Here is a 16,296-nt window from a genome sequence, read left to right on the forward strand (position 1 = left end):
GGGTTCCGTTAAGCGGAAACTTCCCCACCCGTACTACAACTTGAAGGAAGGAGGGGTTCAGGCCATGCGGGGAACTTCAGTTGAAATGCGGGGGATTGTGAAAAAATTCGGCTCGGTAACCGCCAGTGATCAAGTCGACTTTTCGGCAAATGCGGGTGAGATTCATGCGTTGCTTGGGGAGAATGGGGCCGGGAAGAGCACGGTGATGAGCATGCTGTCAGGGGTGTACAGAGCAGATGAAGGAGAAATCTTCATTCATGGGAAAGGTGCTCAGATCCGTTCTCCTAAAGATGCTGCGCAGCTGGGTGTAGGTATGGTGTTTCAGAACTTTAGGCTGGTGCAAAGCCTCACAGCAGCAGAAAATATCGTGCTTGGCGAAAAGTCGTCTTTCTGGCGCGGCCGTAAGTGGATGAAGAACAAACGCGAGGAGATAGAGGCATTAGCGGAACGGTTTGGACTGAATTTCCCGGTGGATCGCCCGATCTGGCAGTTGTCCGTGGGTGAGCAGCAGCGTGTTGAAATCGTTAAGACGCTGTATCGCGGGGCTGACATTATTATTCTGGATGAACCAACCTCTGTATTGACCCCGGGAGAGGTGGAACAGCTATTTGAAACGCTGCGGGTCATGAAGCAGGCAGGAAAAACGGTTATTATGACTACTCATAAAATGAAAGAGGTTATGGCGTCCTCCGATCGGATTTCCGTCATGTGCAAAGGGAAAATGATCGCCACACTGACCACGGCAGATACAGATGAACTGGAGCTGGCTCGTCTGATGGTGGGCAAGGAAGTAACCATCACCCGTCAAGAACGGGAAGCCACTGAAGGGGATTCTTTATTAGAAGTGAAAGATGTGGACGTATATGCCGATCACGGGCGAAAAGCACTGGATCACTTCTTTCTGAACGTATGTAAAGGGGAGATTGTAGGCGTAGCTGGGGTAGCTGGCAACGGGCAAAAGGAACTGGCTGAAGTGTTAACAGGTCTTAGAGGCTGGAAAAGTGGTGAAATCACGTTTGATGGAAAGACGGTGAAATCGGCTTCGGTTAGAGGGGCAATTGATTCAGGAATCTCCCACGTGCCGGAGAACCGGATGAAGAGCGGTTTAGCTGGACGCCTCGGATCGGTGGATAATCTTTTGTTTAAGTCTTACCGCTCAGAGGAGCACTCCAAATATGGTTTCTTGAAGACCGCGAAGAACCGTTTGTGGTCACAGGAGCTGGTCCAGCGCTTTAACGTCAAAACACCTGAGCTGGAGACGCCAGTACAACAGTTGTCAGGTGGTAATCAGCAGAAGCTGCTCTTTGCACGTGAAATCAGTCATCGGCCTAAGCTGATGGTCGCCGTTCATCCGACACAAGGGCTGGATGTAGGTGCCACGGCTGGTGTTCACGACCTTCTTATGGAGCTGCGTGGTTCAGGTAGTGGCGTGTTGTTAATTTCGGAGGATTTAGATGAATTGCTTCAGTTGTCCGACCGGATTCTAGTGATCTATAACGGCTCAATTATTGGTGAGAGTACACATGAGGAAGCGAATCGAGAGAGCATCGGACTACTAATGGCTGGTATTCATAATAGAGAGGAGAGCGCCGTATGAGCCTGGAGAATGGAAGAAATACCGCAGCAGCTTTCCTGGAACCCCTCCCCTCTCACTCCGGAAAACGATTCTCTCTACGTTTCGAATACGATGCCAGCCGCATCCGTTCTCCTTGGTGGACACCTATTGTATCTATAATTTTAGCGTTATTGTTGTGTGCCCTATTTATTGCGGCGAATGGCATGAATCCGGTGCTGGTCTATGAAAAAATGTTCCGTGGTGCATTTGGCACTGCGTATGGGCTCACGGAAACGATGGTTAAAGCGATCCCGCTACTCCTATGTGGGCTTGGGATTGCTGTGGCTTACCGCATTTCGGTATGGAATATTGGAGCAGAAGGCCAGTTAACCGTTGGGGCTATGGCGGCCACAGCGGTCACGATTTATTTTCCTGACTTACCTTCATTCTGGTCCCTGAGCTTAATGCTGCTGTTCGGGATTGCCGCGGGTGCGCTTTGGGGACTATTGACTGCTATTCCGCGGACGCATTTTGGAGTGAATGAGCTAATCACTTCATTAATGCTGAATTATGTTGCCCTATTGGCGCTCGATTACGTGGTATTCGGACCTTGGAAAGATCCTAAAGGATTTAATTTCCCGGGATCACCTATGTTTACTGCGGCTCAGTCGCTGCCTGTTCTCGGAAGTACAAGATTGCATATTGGATTGTTATTTGGACTTATCGCCGTTGTGATTTATTACTTAATGATTCGTTTTACCAAGTGGGGTTACGAGCTCCGTCTGATTGGGGCCAATCCTGTTGCAGCCAGATACGCGGGGATTCCTATCAAGCGCCATATTATTATCGTCATGCTGATCAGTGGGGGGCTCGCCGGGATCGCTGGCATGGCGGAGGTCTCCGGTGTTACACACAAGCTGATGCAGGGCATTTCACCGGGTTATGGATACACCGCCATTATTGTGGCTTGGTTGGCCAAATTGAATCCACTCGGTCTAATCGTTACTTCTATTTTATTCGGTGGCTTAATTGTTGGCGGATATAGTGTTCAAACCATCGGGCTGCCCTCATCGATATCAGAAATGCTGCAGGGCTCCATCCTGTTTTTCTTGATTGCTGGCGATATGATCTACCGTTTCCGCATTCGCCGTAGCCGGGTTCAGCTGAAAGGGGGGAGATAGGCAATGGATTTTACAACACAGCTACTTATTGCCGCTATTTCCGCAGGGACCCCGCTGCTGCTGGCTACGCTGGGAGGCATTCTAAATGAACGAGCCGGCATTATACAGCTTGGGGCTGAAGGTCTGATGCTGATGGGAGCGGTCACCACTTGTATCGTGTATATTCGCTCCGGAAACCTGCTGCTGGCTCTGCTGGCTACCGTAGCTGTAACGGCTGTGCTTGGTTTGCTGCATTCTTTTCTCTGTGTGACCTTGCGGGCGAATCAAACGATGTCCGGTCTTGCGATGACCCTGTTCGGCAGTGGGTTGAGCGCTTATCTTGGTAAACCGATCAGCGGCATTCCTTTGCCGGGAACATCTCCTAAACTGCATCTGGCTTGGCTGGAAAATGTACCGTTCATCGGAAAAATATTCGGCAACATGGATTACCTAACCTGGTTCAGCCTGCTGCTAGTGCTTGCTCTGCATCTGCTAATTCACCGCACTTCATGGGGCCTGCATTTGCGGGCAGTCGGAGACAGTCCGGCTACCGCAGATGTGATGGGGATCCGTGTGCAGCTTATCCGCTACAGCTATGTGATCACCGGTGCTGCTCTCATCGGCCTGGCCGGAGCGGATATGGTATTGGCCTATGCGCCAACCTGGAATGAAGGGCTGACAGCCGGTCGAGGCTGGATTGCGGTAGGGCTAGTGATTTTTGCCAGATGGAATCCGCTGCGCGCCTTGTTCTGCGCTTACTTTTTTGGGGCATTGGATTCACTTGGCTTCCGCATTCAATTGCTGGGCAGTGCAGTTCCGCCCTATTTTCTCAAAATGATTCCGTACCTTGTGACCATTCTGGTCCTGATGTACCTGGGGTACCGCAATCGCAACAAACCATCCGGTACACCGGAGGCGCTCGGAGTTCCTTATATTCGGGAACAAAGGTTTTAAGGCAGGCTATACGAGAAGGGAAGCGGCAATCTGGTACTCAAAAAGGGGGGCGGAGTGTATGGGAGTTATAAGGGAAGAGGATGGAAGGCTACCTGAAGTAATTCAACCCCGCAGCCTGCACGAAGCTTGGGAGAGAAAAACGGCGTTTGGAGACAGTTCCCGATATGTCGCAGGAGGAACATTGCTGAGAACAGGGTGGGAAAATGGAACGGATCATATGCCCAAACAGCTGATTGATCTTCGGCAAATCACAAATCTCGGCGACATTACCTTAACGGAATTTCACTTATCTCTGGGCGCTCTTGTTCCACTCTCCCAGTGCCGCAGTAATGAGCATTTGCAGGCCGTGGCTCCTGCGCTGCAAGAGGCTGCACGTTGCATAGCGGCTCCGTCGGTGCGTAATCTTGCCACGCTCGGGGGCAATATCGCTTCTGGCTTCGGAGATATTCTACCTGCGTTACTGGTCTATGACGCGGAGTTAATCTCCTTTGACGGCAAATTTATGACAGCACTACCTTTGATAGAGTGGCTAAACAATCACTGGAGCGGGATAAAACCTGCGGCAGATCTTGTGGCTGAGATTCGCATCTCACCTACTCGCTTAGAGAGTCCCTTAATGGATAGGCTAGAAATTTTCCGTAAGGTTGGCCGCCGGGAAGCGTTCACCCCTTCACTTGTAACGGTAGCAATCTCAGCATCAATCGATGAGGAACTCCGTTTCCGTGAGGTGCGTATCGCCGCAGGTGGGGGCTCTGGGCGGCCGCAGCGACTAAGTAGGGCTGAAGTTATGCTTGAAGGTGTGAGGTATACAGAGGAGCTGTTGGCTTCTTTATATGAAGGGGTTGAGAACAGCTTTGAGACGTATAGTGATCCCTTTGCATCAGAACTTTACAAGAAAAAGACTGTTGGGAATTTGGTTGTATCTGAGCTGTGGAAGGCTATGAATATACGGAGTTAAGAGGTGAATAACCCGACGAAAGGAGAGAGGGAAAATGCTGCTGAATAAGGAATCCAGCGGTAGCCGCTGGCGTACACGACCCGATGGAGAGGGCAAGGTATCCGGTAAGCTGCAGTATTTGACCGACATGAGGGCAGAAGGAATGTTGATCGGCCGCGTGCTCCGCAGTGAGCAGGCACATGCTCGTATTTTGTCCATACGCATTGAGAAGGCCGTTGAAGTCCCTGGTGTACACGCTGTAATTACTCATGAGGATGTGCCCGGACTTAACGGCTTTGGCATAGCTTTGCCGCATCAACCGGTATTTTGCAGTGACCGTGTGCGTTACACTGGCGATGCGATTGCGGCAGTCGCGGCAGAGACGGACGAAATTGCGGAATACGCCTTATCTCTTATCGAAGTGGATTATGAGCTTCTACCCTTACTCGAGAATCCGGAAGAGGCGATGAAAAAGGACGCAATTTTGCTGCATGCCGAGGGAAACGTGCTTCATCATACGGAATATCGGAAAGGGGAGCCGGAAACGGTATTTACGGATTGCTGTCATGTGGTAGAGGAGACTTACTATACACCACGCCAAATGCACACCTATATGGAGACTGAAGGTGGACTGTTTATCCCAGAGGATAACGGACGGCTTACCGTATATTCAGCTACACAACATGGGTTGATGGATCGCCTGCAGCTATCCAGAATTCTGGCTATTCCTCAAGAAGATATTCGCGTCATCTCGAGTCCTATCGGCGGGTCCTTTGGAGGAAAAGACGAGCTGAATGTACAGCCATATGGAGCGCTGCTCGCCTTGCGGACACTCCGTCCGGTAAGACTGCATAATTCGAGAGCTGAATCGGTACGTGCAGGACTAAAACGCCATCCCATGAAAATCACCATGAAAACTGGCTGCGACCCCGAAGGAATCATCAGGGCACATCAGGTCAGAATTATTTCGGATACGGGAGCTTACGCAACACTGGGGGCGGAGGTGCTCAACTTTGCGACAGAACATGTGATGGGCCCCTATATCATCGATCATGTGGATGTGAAGGGTTTTGCTGTATATACCAATAACGGTGTATCTGGTGAATTTCGCGGTTTTGGCGGCAATCAGGCGATTTTCGCTTTGGAGGGACAAATCGATCGGTTGGCTGAGCGATTGCAGATCGATCCGTGGGAAATGCGCCGCCGCAATTTGCGTAAATATGGAGATCTGGGGCCGCTGGGTCAGGAAATTGCTCAGACCGATGGTGCCTTTCAGGTGTGGGAAGCGCTGGCGGGTTCGCCTCTTATGACTGAGGCCGCATCTACAGACAGTGATTCAGGTGTTGTGGAACCTTGGATCGTAACTGGAACGGGTGCTGCTATAGCTATGCATGGTGCAGGACTTGGCTATGGTATTCCCGATCCGGCGGGTGGCAGGCTCTCTTTGACGCTAGAGGGCAAAATTGAGGCGGTGTTTGGTTACGAGGAGTTTGGTCAGGGGTTAATCGCAACCATGGAACAAATGCTGATTGAACAGTTTGGCTTGGCGGCAGAGGATCTAAGCATCGTCATTGGCGATACGGATGTTGTGCCCGATAGCGGATCTAGTACGGCTTCCCGATCAACCAGCATGATGTGGATGGCCTTAAAACGGCTGCGTCCAGACTTCACCGCTCGAGTGCTGCAGGCAGCTGCGATGATAAAGCCAGAGCTGGATAACTATGAAATGAAGCTCGGCTCTGGCGGCATTTGGCTAAAAGACGGCGGTCTGCTTCTGACTTACAAGGACTTGGCACAGCGTATTTCAGAACCCATTGTCTGTAATACAAAGTTTACTTATCCAACCACACCCTTTAAAAGAGTGGGGGCACATTTCCTATACACCTATTCTGCAATCGCAGTCCGCGTGGAAGTTAATCTGCTTACTGGACGTGTTCGTGTACTGGATCAATATCATGCGGTAGCGGCGGGACCGGTGGCTAATCCGCAAGGTTATCTTGGACAGATCGAAGGTGGCAGCAGTATGGCGGTCGGTTTCACCTTGTCAGAGGATGCTGTGATGTCAGGCGGCAGCTATGTCACCAAAAATTTAGACACCTATTTGGTGCCGACCATTGCCGACATGAATGGCAGCATTCAGGTGCAGCCGATAGAGGATTTGCCGGATCATGACACGTACGGTCCTCGCGGCATTGGAGAGGTGGGTTCCGTCAATTTAGCTCCGGCAGTCGTGTCAGCCATATTTCAGGCTGTAGGGAAGCGGGTAACCAAGCTGCCCATTGATCCCGAATGGCTGCAGTCTACACCGTTTATTCCACAAAAGGTGGTGAACATCCATGCCGAGCCATAATTCAGATCCGAATCTAGATGAAGATAACCTTGACCCCTTATCGTCTGAGGAAGCTTTTGCAGAAGAAAGGTTCACCTTTAATTGCAATCTCAATGGGAAAGCGATATCCACGGAGATTCCACCCTCCCGCCGGCTTTTAAAGGTCATACGTGAAGATTTGGAGCTGACCGGCACAAAACGTTCTTGTGAGATTGGCCGCTGCGGGGCATGTATGGTGCTGGTGGATGGACGTCCAGTGAATTCATGTCTGGTTATGGCCTATCAATGCTCAGGTGCGGAAATTACAACAATTGAGGGTCTTAGTGAAGTAGGCCTGCATCCCGTTCAGCGGGCTTTTTTAGAAGAGGGGGGGTTCCAATGCGGTTATTGCACACCAGGGATGGTCATCTCGGTGGTTGCTCTGCTGGAAGAGAACCCGCATCCTACTCAGGCTGAAGTGGAAGAAGCTTTATCGGGTAACATTTGTCGCTGTACGGGGTACGGTGGCATTTTACGAGCTGTTAACAAAGCTATTGGAGGTTGAGTGGATGGTCGTTTCTGAAGGCAGGTTTACGTTGGAAGAGATAAATGCCATGAGTATAACGGATTTTGTGAAGCATCTAGGCGGCATTTTTGAACATTCACCGTGGGTAGCAGAGGAGGCTTATAAGCAGATTCCATTCCATTCTTTAGAGCATTTGCATAGCACAATGATGCAGACCGTACTGAGTGCTGACCGGAGCCGAATGGAGGGACTATTAAAAGCTCACCCAGATTTGGCGACTAGGCTTCAAGTTACGGCTTTGTCTGCCTCTGAGCAGCAGGGAGCTGGACTGGATTGGCTAACAACGGAAGAGTTCAATCTATTAAATGATCTGAATCGAAAGTATACGGACAAATTTCATTTTCCTTTTATTCTAGCTGTTCGTGGCAAAAACAAAGATGACATTATCAGCGCCATTGGAGTTCGAGTAGAGCGTTCCCCTCAGGAGGAATGGGTTCAAGCCTTTTCTGAAGTCGGTACAATTACGAGATTTCGCCTAAGTGATTTAATTATTTAATTATTCATTCATTCATTGATCATAAACGGGGAGGTTGTCAGCCATGCTGGAACCAATTAACGGACGTACAATGTTTTATGGGAAAAGTGATGTGTTAACTTATCGTACCTATGCTAAACCGCTGGCCGTTACCCCCGTTCCCGAATCTTCCTTCACGGGCTGCGACAACATTATATTCGCACATAATATTACATTCGCGGTCACGGGCGAAGCGTTTCTTCCTTCTTTTTCAGAGGGGGATAATTCCATGGTCGTTGCTACCGATTCTATGAAAAATTTCATTCTGCGCAATACCGCGGACTACACTGGAAGCACAACGGAGGGGCTACTGCAGCTTCTAAGTAGCCGTTTTCTCGATAAATACGATCATGTCACCGCAGTTTCAGTTTCCGCAGACCGGTTACCTTTTGAACAGGTGATGGTGCCCGGGGGTGAGGGGCTTAAACAGAGTCATTTAGTGCTGCGTCACTCCAATAATGAATCTTATTCCGCTTCGCTGACAGTAAAACGTGGAGAGGATGGGACTGAGGTTATCGCTCATGAATGCCGATTGAAGGATTTACAGCTGATAAAAGTGAGTGGAAGCTCGTTTTATGGATTCGTCCGTGATGAGTACACAACATTGCCGGAGAGCTTTGACCGTCCGCTTTATATTTTTCTGAATATTAACTGGACCTACAGTGATGTTGAGCATGCTCTGGATGGAGATCTAGGCCAATATGTGGCTGCGGAGCAGGTTCGCGATATCGCCCATAGCGCTTTTCATGAGCTGAACAGTCCATCAATCCAATCGTTGATTTATCAAATTGGGCTGCGCTTATTGTCCCGTTCTCCACAGCTGGCTACCGTTTCATTTGAGTCCAATAACCGGACTTGGGAAACCATTGTTGAGCCTGAAGAAACTAAAGGTGGAGTCTTCACCGAACCTCGTCCACCCTATGGTTTTCAGGGCTTTTCTGTTAGCCGTGCAGATCTGGTCGGAGAGACAGCGTAATGAGCGGGCGTCTTACCACCCATGTGCTGGATCTGTCGCGGGGGATTCCTGCTACAGGTCTGACGCTTCAGCTCTGGAAGCTTACGGATGGGGTGAGCAAGCTCCTGTGTGAAGAGGTCACGAACAGTGACGGGAGGCTGGATGCCCCTCTGCTCGAGGGAAACGAGATGGAGGCTGGATGTTACGAGTTGCTGTTTATGGTCGGCGATTACTATCGTAGAGCTGATGCCAAAGCGTCAGCAGCTGACATAGGAGTAACAGAAAGGTCAGTAGATACTCAACGTGAGATGTCTTTTTTTCTAGAACAGATACCTATTCGCTTTCATATAGAGAGCTCCATGCAACACTACCATGTACCTTTGCTAGTAGCTCCTGGTGGATATAGTACGTATCGGGGAAGTTAGGAGAAAGTTGACGACCGGAGGAGGTGGCAGCTCATGAAGGAATCCTATGAACTTGTGATTAAGAACGGGAATGTAGTGCTGCCCGATCAGGTACTCAAGCTGGATATTGCAGTATCAGAGGGTAAGATTGTCGCACTTGGAGAGGAACTTTCGCTTGCGCCGCTAACCAAAGTCATCGACGCAGATGGGTTCTATGTCCTCCCCGGTATGATTGATATGCATGTCCACTTTAATGAACCAACGTTTGGACATTGGGAAGGCTTTCGCAGCGGTTCTGCGGCGCTGGCAGCTGGCGGCTGTACAACCTATGCAGATATGCCGCTTAACGGCAATCCACCTACTGTGAACGAGGCTGCGCTTTGTCAAAAGGTAGATGCTGCGGCTGGAAACTCTGCCGTTGATTATGTGCTGTGGGGTGGTCTCGTTCCGGGAAATCTGGATGATTTGGAAGCATTGGCAGCTGCTGGCGTCACTGGGTTTAAAGCCTTTCTCTCCAATCCTGGAGGGGAGGGCGAAGGCAGATTCCGTGAAGTGGATGAGGATACACTCTATCAAGGGATGCAGCGAATCGCTTCTCTGGGCGGGATTCTGGCGCTGCATGCAGAAAGTGAGGATATCACGGCGGTGTTGACCGCAGATGCAGTGCGAAATGGCAGAACCAGCGCAAGTGATTTTGCGGCTTGCCGCCCTGCTGAAGCAGAGCTGGAGGCAGTGTCCAGGGCGCTGCTGTACAGTGAACGTACTGGTTGCCGGTTGCATTTTGTTCATATCAGCACGGCCGCCGCCATTGAGAAAATCTATGAAGCTAAGCTTCGAGGTCTGGACGTTTCGGCAGAAACCTGTCCACATTATCTGGTCCTCACTGAAAATGATATGGAGGCTTTAGGCCCTGTGGCGAAGTGTGCGCCTCCGCTGCGAAGTGCGGTGGAGCAGGAGAAGTTATGGGAGATGCTGGCCCAAGGCAAAATCGATCTGATTGCTTCGGATCATTCCCCCTGTCCAACGGAATTGAAGGTGAAGCCGGACTTGTCTTTTTTTGCAGCTTGGGGTGGGATCTCGGGTGCGCAGAGCAGTCTGGAGCTTATGTTCCATGAAGGCGTGAATGTGCGGGGGTTGCCTGTTACATTAATTTCCAGTCTGCTCGCAGGGCAACCCGCAAAACGTTTTGGAATAGAGCATCGTAAAGGCGCTATAGCCCTAGGTCTAGATGCCGATCTAGTTCTGCTGAATCCAAGCACAACCTATACGCTGACTGCGGAGGATTTATTGTATCGCCACAAGCACAGCCCCTACATCGGAAGAACTTTATCCTGCAAGGTAGTTGCTACGATCTGCCGCGGGAATGTGGTCTATACCTCTGAAGAAGGAGTGATCAGTGAGGGAGGTGGACAGTGGCTGCGAATTAGGAAGGAGCAGTACAGCCTATGAATGATTCCAGTGTTCAAGCGTCGACTCAGAAACTGCTGGAGCTGCTGGAGGAGCTGGCGGCATTCACCACACCTGGGCCAGGAGTTACTAGACTGCTATATACGGAGGAATGGAGTCAGGCGCAGATTTTTTTGCAGGAAAAAATGGCTGGACTCGGCTTAGAAGTTTCCATAGACAAGGTTGGCAATGTATATGGACGATTGAGTGGACGCGATCCGCAGCAAAAGGTTATTTTAACCGGATCGCATATCGATACTGTAGTCAATGGCGGAAAATATGATGGTGCCTATGGGATCGCTGCGGCTATGATTGCGCTTCAAGATTTGCAGAGGAACTTTGGCCAGCCGCAGCGGACGCTTGAGGTCGTATCTTTTTGTGAAGAAGAGGGGAGCCGATTTCCGCTTGCTTATTGGGGTTCGGGCCATGTCACGGAAAGGTATGACGGAAGCGAGGCCGAGACCTGTATAGATGCAGAGGGAGTGACATTACAGGCAGCAATGACGGAATCCAGCTTTTTGCAAGGTGTAACAGATGAGAATGGGGCCAGAAATGATATTGGTGCTTTTGTAGAACTGCACATCGAGCAGGGGATTATTCTGGAGAAGACAGACACTCAGATAGGCGTAGTTCAGGGGATTGTTGGTCAGAGACGATATGTGGTCAAGGTCAGTGGTATTGCTAATCATGCGGGCACGACACCGATGTTTATGCGGCAGGATGCACTGGCTAGTGCGGTTGAAATGCTGTACGTGCTTGAAAGTTCTGCTAAAACGGCTGGTGAACCTCTTGTAGCAACCTCGGGTAAGCTTGAGGTGTACCCGAATACGCCAAATGTGATCCCGGGTGAGGTTCTTTTTACATTAGATATCCGCCATAGTGAAGAGGACGAACTGGAACGTTTCTGTGAGAAGCTTCTTGCGGAATGTAATGAAATTGCTGTTAAACGTGGGGTGATTCTTGAGGTTACATCCGTGCTCCACACAGTCCCTGCGCCTATGGATACGAAGCTATCTGCAATGCTGGAAAATATCTGCCGCCAACAGGCGAAGACGTACCGCATGATGGTAAGTGGAGCGGGACATGACGCCCAGCTGTTTGCGCCGCGTTGCCCTACTGCGATGATATTTGTGCCAAGCCGAGCTGGCATCAGCCATTCTCCGGAAGAGTATACTTCCCCTGAGCAGCTCGTTGCTGGGCTTGAGGTGCTGACTGCGATGTTATATGAGTTAGCTTATTAAAAAGAGTTCGCCGAACTTTTAAATATAAGGAAGTATATGTTTACTCTATACTTTATCCTTATATTTCTCGCTGAAACGGAGCCCGTCCCTTAAAGGACGGCATAGCCGTTTCTACTTGAAGGGAGGATCATCATGAAGCGTTACGAAGATTTGTCGCCGTCCCAACGCTGTATTATGACTCCAGGTCCGGTCGAGGTAGATCCGCGTGTACTGCGGGCGATGTCTTTTCCGGTGCTGGGTCAGTTTGATCCAGAGTTCACCTCTATTATGAATGAAACGATGGAAATGCTGCGGGAGCTGTTCGCTACCCGAAATGCATGGGCTTACCCTATAGATGGGACCTCTCGCGCTGGTATTGAGGCGTTGATGGTCAGCTTAATCCTGCCGGGTGAACGTGTGCTGATTCCGATCTTTGGCCGCTTCGGACATCTATTGCATGAGATTGCTGAAAGATGTGGCGCTGAGGTGTTCGTGCTGGAAAAGCCATGGGGGAGTGTGTTTGAGCCGGAGGAAGTGATAGCAGCTATGGAGACTTTTAAGCCACATGTGGTCGCAATGGTTCATGGGGAGACCTCTACAGGACGTGTGCAGCCACTCGCGGAAATCGGTAGAGCTTGCCGCCGGATGGATGCTTTATTCATAGTTGATGCAGTTGCAACCATTGGGGGCATTCCTGTCGAGACAGATGCTTGGATGTTGGATGCCGTCGTTGGCGGTACACAGAAATGCCTGTCCGTCCCTTCCGGAATGGCACCGATAACGTATAATGATCGTGCTGAAGCTAAGCTCATGACCCGAAAACGAGTAGAACGAGGGATTAGAACAAGTGATGTCCAGCCAGGTGACTTATCTTTTGTCCGCAGCAATTATTTCGATCTCGGCATGCTTCAGGATTACTGGAGTCCACAACGTCTCAATCATCATACAGAGATGACCTCAATGCTTTATGCACTGCGGGAGGGCTTGCGGCTTACCCTTGAAGAAGGGCTGGATGCCAGATTCGCCAGACATATCCTCCATGAAAAAGCACTTGTAGCTGGATTAACAGCTATGGGGCTTGAACTTTACGGGGAGCCGTCCTGCAAACTTACCGTTGTTACCTGTGTGCTGATTCCTGAGGGCATAGACGGTGAATCTGTACGCACGCTGCTGCTGGAGCGGTTCGGCATTGAAATTGCCAGCTCCTTTGGACCTCTGAAAGGAAAGATCTGGCGCATTGGCACGATGGGCTTTAGCTGCCGTACGAATAATGTGCTGCGTTTGCTTGGAGCTTTGGAAGCAGCGTTGCTGCGACACGGATTTGAAGTTTCTTACGGACTTTGTGTTCAAGCGGCACTTGACGTATATGAGGAAAACGTAAGATAATCGTTGGAATAGATGCTGGCGGGTGAGTTCATACCAGGGGCATGTCCGGAGTGTTGGACAATCTTTGGATTAAGAAAACGGCTATCATCTATAGGGATGACGGAGCCGTTTTTTCGTACAATATCAGATTTGCCAACTATGATATCAACACAGCCGATGGTTAAGCAATCCTCTATTATTATGAATCTATTCACTACATCAAGAACGCACTTGGATACTAACGGGGGAGAGATGATTATGACAACTTTTACAAGAAAGCCTTTAGCAGATTGTGTACCTGAGCTTGTGGCTACGGCAAGAGGAGATAAACCGGCAACACTAGTAATTACAGGTGGAAAGCTGGTTAATGTATGCTCTGGTGAAATTTTAGAAGGAATGTCTGTTGGTATACAAGGTGGGCGTATCGCTTATGTTGGTAAAGATGTGACACATATGATTGGTGAAGGAACGCAGGTTATTGAGGCGAACGGTAAGTATATAGCTCCGGGACTACTCGATGGCCATTGTCATATTGAGAGCACACAGCTGACCGTTACTGAATTCTCCCGTGCGGTTCTGCCGCTGGGTACAACAGGTGGTTTCTTTGATGCTCATGAGATTGCTAATGTATTTGGGCTGAAGGGGATTCAATTGATGCTCGATGAGATGCGCGGGACACCGTTAGCGGCTTACATGCAGGTGGCTTCTTGTGTGCCTGCGGCAGGTGCGGAATTCGAGACAACGGGAGCTTCTATTGGACCAGAAGAAGTGGCAGAAGCCTTTACTTGGGGACCCGATGTGATTGCGCTGGGTGAAGTGATGAATTTTCCTGGCGTTGTTTATGGCGATGAGAAAATGCTTGGGGAAATTCAAGCTACGCTGCGGGCAGGCAGATTTGTAGATGGTCATTTCACATGGCCTTCCAGCGACTGGAGACTGCCCGTGTATGCTGCGGCAGGTGTGACTGGCGATCATGAGTGTGTGACAGCAGACGATGTGATTGAGCGCGTTCGACTGGGGATGTATGCCAAAATGCGTCGGGGTTCCGCTTGGCATGATGTGGCTAAAACAATTACGGCCCATACAGAACACGGCATTGATACACGCCGAATGATGCTGGTAACGGATGATCGTAGTTCGGAATCCTTACGAGATGAAGGGCATATGAATTTCGTCCTCCGTGATGCTATTGCTCAAGGTGTTAAGCCTATAACGGCTATCCAAATGGCTACCATTAATACTGCTGAACGCTTTGGTTTAGCGCGGGATATCGGATCTATTACTCCGGGTTCTTTTGCAGATATCATCCTTTTAGACGGGAATTTGGCGGATATTAATGTAGTGATGACAATTGCCGCAGGTGTAGTAGTTGCGGAGAACGGAGTAATGACGGCAGAGCTTGCTAAATTCGCCTATCCGGAGGAAGTGTTGGCTTCGGTTCATTTGCCACAGCGTCCTACTTCAGAAGATTTCATCATTGCTGCTCCAATTCAAACAGGTGAACTTACTACAAGAGTTATTAAAGTAAGAGAAAATCATGTGGAGACTATTGAGCGTATGGTTTCGATACCTGTAGTGGAGGGGCAACTGGATGTAAATGCTATAGAAGGTTTGTGCAAAATCGCAGTGCTCGAACGTCATAAAGGTACAGGCAATAAATCAGTGGCCGTTGTCGAAGGTATTGGATTTAAAGAGCCGGCTGCCATTGCAATGACGGTTGCTCACGATAGTCATAATGTACTCGTCATCGGCAATGATGATGAGTTAATGGCTAAAGCTGCAAATGCGGTGGCGGATGCCCAGGGTGGTGTTTGCATGATCACATCCAGTGGGGAAACATTATTCCCGTTGGCTATTGCAGGTCTAATGTCCACGGAACCGTTCGAAATTGCTGCTGCAAAATCAGCTGCGATCAGCAAAGCGTTGTATGATGCCGGCTGTACTTTGAATTACGCGTTTATGACTTTATCGCTGCTTGCTTTGGCGGTTATCCCAACGTTACGTATCACAGATAAAGGACTCGTGCGGATTTCACCCGAGGGAATACAGTTAGTGCCATTGTTTGTTTAAGTAAATTAACCGAAGTATAATCCTAATGCAAAAAACTGTTCTGAGGTCGTAATGACCATTCAGAACAGTTTTTTGTTGTGAAAATAAGAAAGACTAAGTTTTTAAATATACATATTAAACAGATGGACAAAGATTGAAACATTTTTCTGTGGAATTAATGAAAAAATATTAACAAAGCGTAGTCAGTTGACGATAATAATGTTAAATTAGATAAAAATTAAAGTGAATGGATAGAGTTAATTTTACATTATTGGCATTTAACGAAATTATAGATATCATCAGGTTTCAGGTAACCCAACTAAGAGGGACGAGGTGCATGAGAGATGATCAGACTAGAAACGCAAGACATTCTGAATATTAGCATGAAGCAAATTGCTACTATTTTTAAAATGAAGCCGCTTGAGCTGAGATTTGTCACTGATTTTCAGGGTGAGAAATATCTCTTAACCAATGATAAGCTACACCTCAGCAATCAGCAGTACTGGGCGAAGGTTATGGAATGTATCTTTGATGATCATGTTAGACCTGTGCTAATGTGTGAGGTGTTATATTTCCTGCGTAACGAATTTCTGGAAAGTGATATCAAGATATGCTTCTCTTATGATTATGCAGAGGATGGGAATGGAGAAGCCACTGCAACCGCTGAAGTATCTTTTAATGATTCAGCTGATTTGCAGCCGAGTGAGATTGCCGAGCTAATCGACTTTGCATTGACCTTACAGGACAAGCAATGGTTCCATGAACTGACTACTAAATATAAGCAGCTTACAGCATAAGCATCTTAGTGATCCTTAGATCCTATGAACGGACATAACAAACCGT

At 49.1% G+C, this 16,296-nt stretch carries 14 protein-coding genes; all 14 read left to right on the forward strand.

Annotated features, from left to right (window positions below; translation table 11 throughout):
* Nucleotides 1–64 precede the first annotated feature (64 nt).
* The 14 genes from MKX60_RS26150 to MKX60_RS26215 all read left to right on the forward strand — a co-directional run bounded on the left by MKX60_RS26150 (nucleotide 65) and on the right by MKX60_RS26215 (nucleotide 16,250).
* Nucleotides 65–1,597, forward strand: coding sequence for an ABC transporter ATP-binding protein (locus MKX60_RS26150; RefSeq protein ID WP_076286314.1), 1,533 nt, complete (start codon nucleotides 65–67; stop codon nucleotides 1,595–1,597).
* On the forward strand, nucleotides 1,594–2,736 hold the full coding sequence (locus tag MKX60_RS26155) for an ABC transporter permease (protein ID WP_076286313.1): 1,143 nt from the start codon (nucleotides 1,594–1,596) through the stop codon (nucleotides 2,734–2,736). The genes MKX60_RS26150 and MKX60_RS26155 overlap by 4 nt, the downstream gene beginning before the upstream one ends.
* Nucleotides 2,737–2,739: 3 nt before the next feature.
* Entirely contained in the window at nucleotides 2,740–3,669 is a 930-nt protein-coding gene (locus MKX60_RS26160; protein ID WP_042185778.1) for an ABC transporter permease, read from the forward strand.
* A gap of 58 nt (nucleotides 3,670–3,727) precedes the next feature.
* On the forward strand, nucleotides 3,728–4,627 hold the full coding sequence (locus MKX60_RS26165; RefSeq protein WP_341061396.1) for an FAD binding domain-containing protein: 900 nt from the start codon (nucleotides 3,728–3,730) through the stop codon (nucleotides 4,625–4,627).
* Nucleotides 4,628–4,661: 34 nt separating this feature from the next.
* On the forward strand, nucleotides 4,662–6,956 hold the full coding sequence (pucD, locus tag MKX60_RS26170) for a xanthine dehydrogenase subunit D (RefSeq protein ID WP_341061397.1): 2,295 nt from the start codon (nucleotides 4,662–4,664) through the stop codon (nucleotides 6,954–6,956).
* The gene (locus MKX60_RS26175) at nucleotides 6,943–7,479 is read left to right on the forward strand and encodes a (2Fe-2S)-binding protein (RefSeq protein ID WP_341061398.1); all 537 of its coding nucleotides are present in this window, start codon (nucleotides 6,943–6,945) and stop codon (nucleotides 7,477–7,479) included. The genes pucD and MKX60_RS26175 overlap by 14 nt, the downstream gene beginning before the upstream one ends.
* Before the next feature lie 4 nt (nucleotides 7,480–7,483).
* Complete coding sequence (gene uraD, locus MKX60_RS26180) at nucleotides 7,484–7,996, forward strand: 2-oxo-4-hydroxy-4-carboxy-5-ureidoimidazoline decarboxylase (RefSeq protein ID WP_076298212.1); 513 nt, start codon at nucleotides 7,484–7,486, stop codon at nucleotides 7,994–7,996.
* Between the two features lie 43 nt (nucleotides 7,997–8,039).
* A complete protein-coding gene (gene pucL, locus MKX60_RS26185; RefSeq protein WP_341061399.1) occupies nucleotides 8,040–8,990 on the forward strand; it encodes a factor-independent urate hydroxylase in 951 nt (316 codons plus the stop codon).
* The gene (gene uraH / locus MKX60_RS26190) at nucleotides 8,990–9,394 is read left to right on the forward strand and encodes a hydroxyisourate hydrolase (protein WP_076286308.1); all 405 of its coding nucleotides are present in this window, start codon (nucleotides 8,990–8,992) and stop codon (nucleotides 9,392–9,394) included. The genes pucL and uraH overlap by 1 nt, the downstream gene beginning before the upstream one ends.
* A gap of 33 nt (nucleotides 9,395–9,427) precedes the next feature.
* On the forward strand, nucleotides 9,428–10,822 hold the full coding sequence (locus MKX60_RS26195) for an allantoinase (protein WP_076298210.1): 1,395 nt from the start codon (nucleotides 9,428–9,430) through the stop codon (nucleotides 10,820–10,822).
* The gene (gene allC, locus MKX60_RS26200) at nucleotides 10,819–12,060 is read left to right on the forward strand and encodes an allantoate deiminase (RefSeq protein ID WP_341061400.1); all 1,242 of its coding nucleotides are present in this window, start codon (nucleotides 10,819–10,821) and stop codon (nucleotides 12,058–12,060) included. The genes MKX60_RS26195 and allC overlap by 4 nt, the downstream gene beginning before the upstream one ends.
* 132 nt (nucleotides 12,061–12,192) lie before the next feature.
* Nucleotides 12,193–13,425: a pyridoxal-phosphate-dependent aminotransferase family protein gene (locus MKX60_RS26205; protein ID WP_341061402.1), complete on the forward strand. Its 1,233-nt coding sequence runs from the start codon at nucleotides 12,193–12,195 to the stop codon at nucleotides 13,423–13,425.
* Between the two features lie 237 nt (nucleotides 13,426–13,662).
* Nucleotides 13,663–15,474 carry an adenine deaminase gene (gene ade, locus MKX60_RS26210; RefSeq protein ID WP_445670773.1) on the forward strand — a complete coding sequence of 604 codons (1,812 nt, stop codon included), beginning with the start codon at nucleotides 13,663–13,665 and terminating at the stop codon, nucleotides 15,472–15,474.
* A 323-nt stretch (nucleotides 15,475–15,797) separates the two neighbouring features.
* Nucleotides 15,798–16,250 (forward strand): IDEAL domain-containing protein, encoded by a 453-nt coding sequence (locus MKX60_RS26215; RefSeq protein ID WP_341061405.1) that lies wholly within the window; start codon nucleotides 15,798–15,800, stop codon nucleotides 16,248–16,250.
* Nucleotides 16,251–16,296: the final 46 nt, after the last annotated feature.

Origin of the sequence: Paenibacillus sp. FSL R5-0914 (assembly GCF_038004525.1) — a bacterium.
In the GTDB taxonomy this organism is placed as follows: Bacteria; Bacillota; Bacilli; order Paenibacillales; family Paenibacillaceae; genus Paenibacillus_AQ.

What these genes read in the sequence shown, in the direction of transcription:
- MKX60_RS26150 (WP_076286314.1), top strand. Translation starts at nt 65, where the DNA reads ATGCGGGGAACTTCAGTTGAAATGCGGGGGATTGTGAAAAAATTCGGC.
- MKX60_RS26155 (WP_076286313.1), top strand. Translation starts at nt 1,594, where the DNA reads ATGAGCCTGGAGAATGGAAGAAATACCGCAGCAGCTTTCCTGGAACCC.
- MKX60_RS26160 (WP_042185778.1), top strand. Translation starts at nt 2,740, where the DNA reads ATGGATTTTACAACACAGCTACTTATTGCCGCTATTTCCGCAGGGACC.
- MKX60_RS26165 (WP_341061396.1), top strand. Translation starts at nt 3,728, where the DNA reads ATGGGAGTTATAAGGGAAGAGGATGGAAGGCTACCTGAAGTAATTCAA.
- pucD (WP_341061397.1), top strand. Translation starts at nt 4,662, where the DNA reads ATGCTGCTGAATAAGGAATCCAGCGGTAGCCGCTGGCGTACACGACCC.
- MKX60_RS26175 (WP_341061398.1), top strand. Translation starts at nt 6,943, where the DNA reads ATGCCGAGCCATAATTCAGATCCGAATCTAGATGAAGATAACCTTGAC.
- uraD (WP_076298212.1), top strand. Translation starts at nt 7,484, where the DNA reads ATGGTCGTTTCTGAAGGCAGGTTTACGTTGGAAGAGATAAATGCCATG.
- pucL (WP_341061399.1), top strand. Translation starts at nt 8,040, where the DNA reads ATGCTGGAACCAATTAACGGACGTACAATGTTTTATGGGAAAAGTGAT.
- uraH (WP_076286308.1), top strand. Translation starts at nt 8,990, where the DNA reads ATGAGCGGGCGTCTTACCACCCATGTGCTGGATCTGTCGCGGGGGATT.
- MKX60_RS26195 (WP_076298210.1), top strand. Translation starts at nt 9,428, where the DNA reads ATGAAGGAATCCTATGAACTTGTGATTAAGAACGGGAATGTAGTGCTG.
- allC (WP_341061400.1), top strand. Translation starts at nt 10,819, where the DNA reads ATGAATGATTCCAGTGTTCAAGCGTCGACTCAGAAACTGCTGGAGCTG.
- MKX60_RS26205 (WP_341061402.1), top strand. Translation starts at nt 12,193, where the DNA reads ATGAAGCGTTACGAAGATTTGTCGCCGTCCCAACGCTGTATTATGACT.
- ade (WP_445670773.1), top strand. Translation starts at nt 13,663, where the DNA reads ATGACAACTTTTACAAGAAAGCCTTTAGCAGATTGTGTACCTGAGCTT.
- MKX60_RS26215 (WP_341061405.1), top strand. Translation starts at nt 15,798, where the DNA reads ATGATCAGACTAGAAACGCAAGACATTCTGAATATTAGCATGAAGCAA.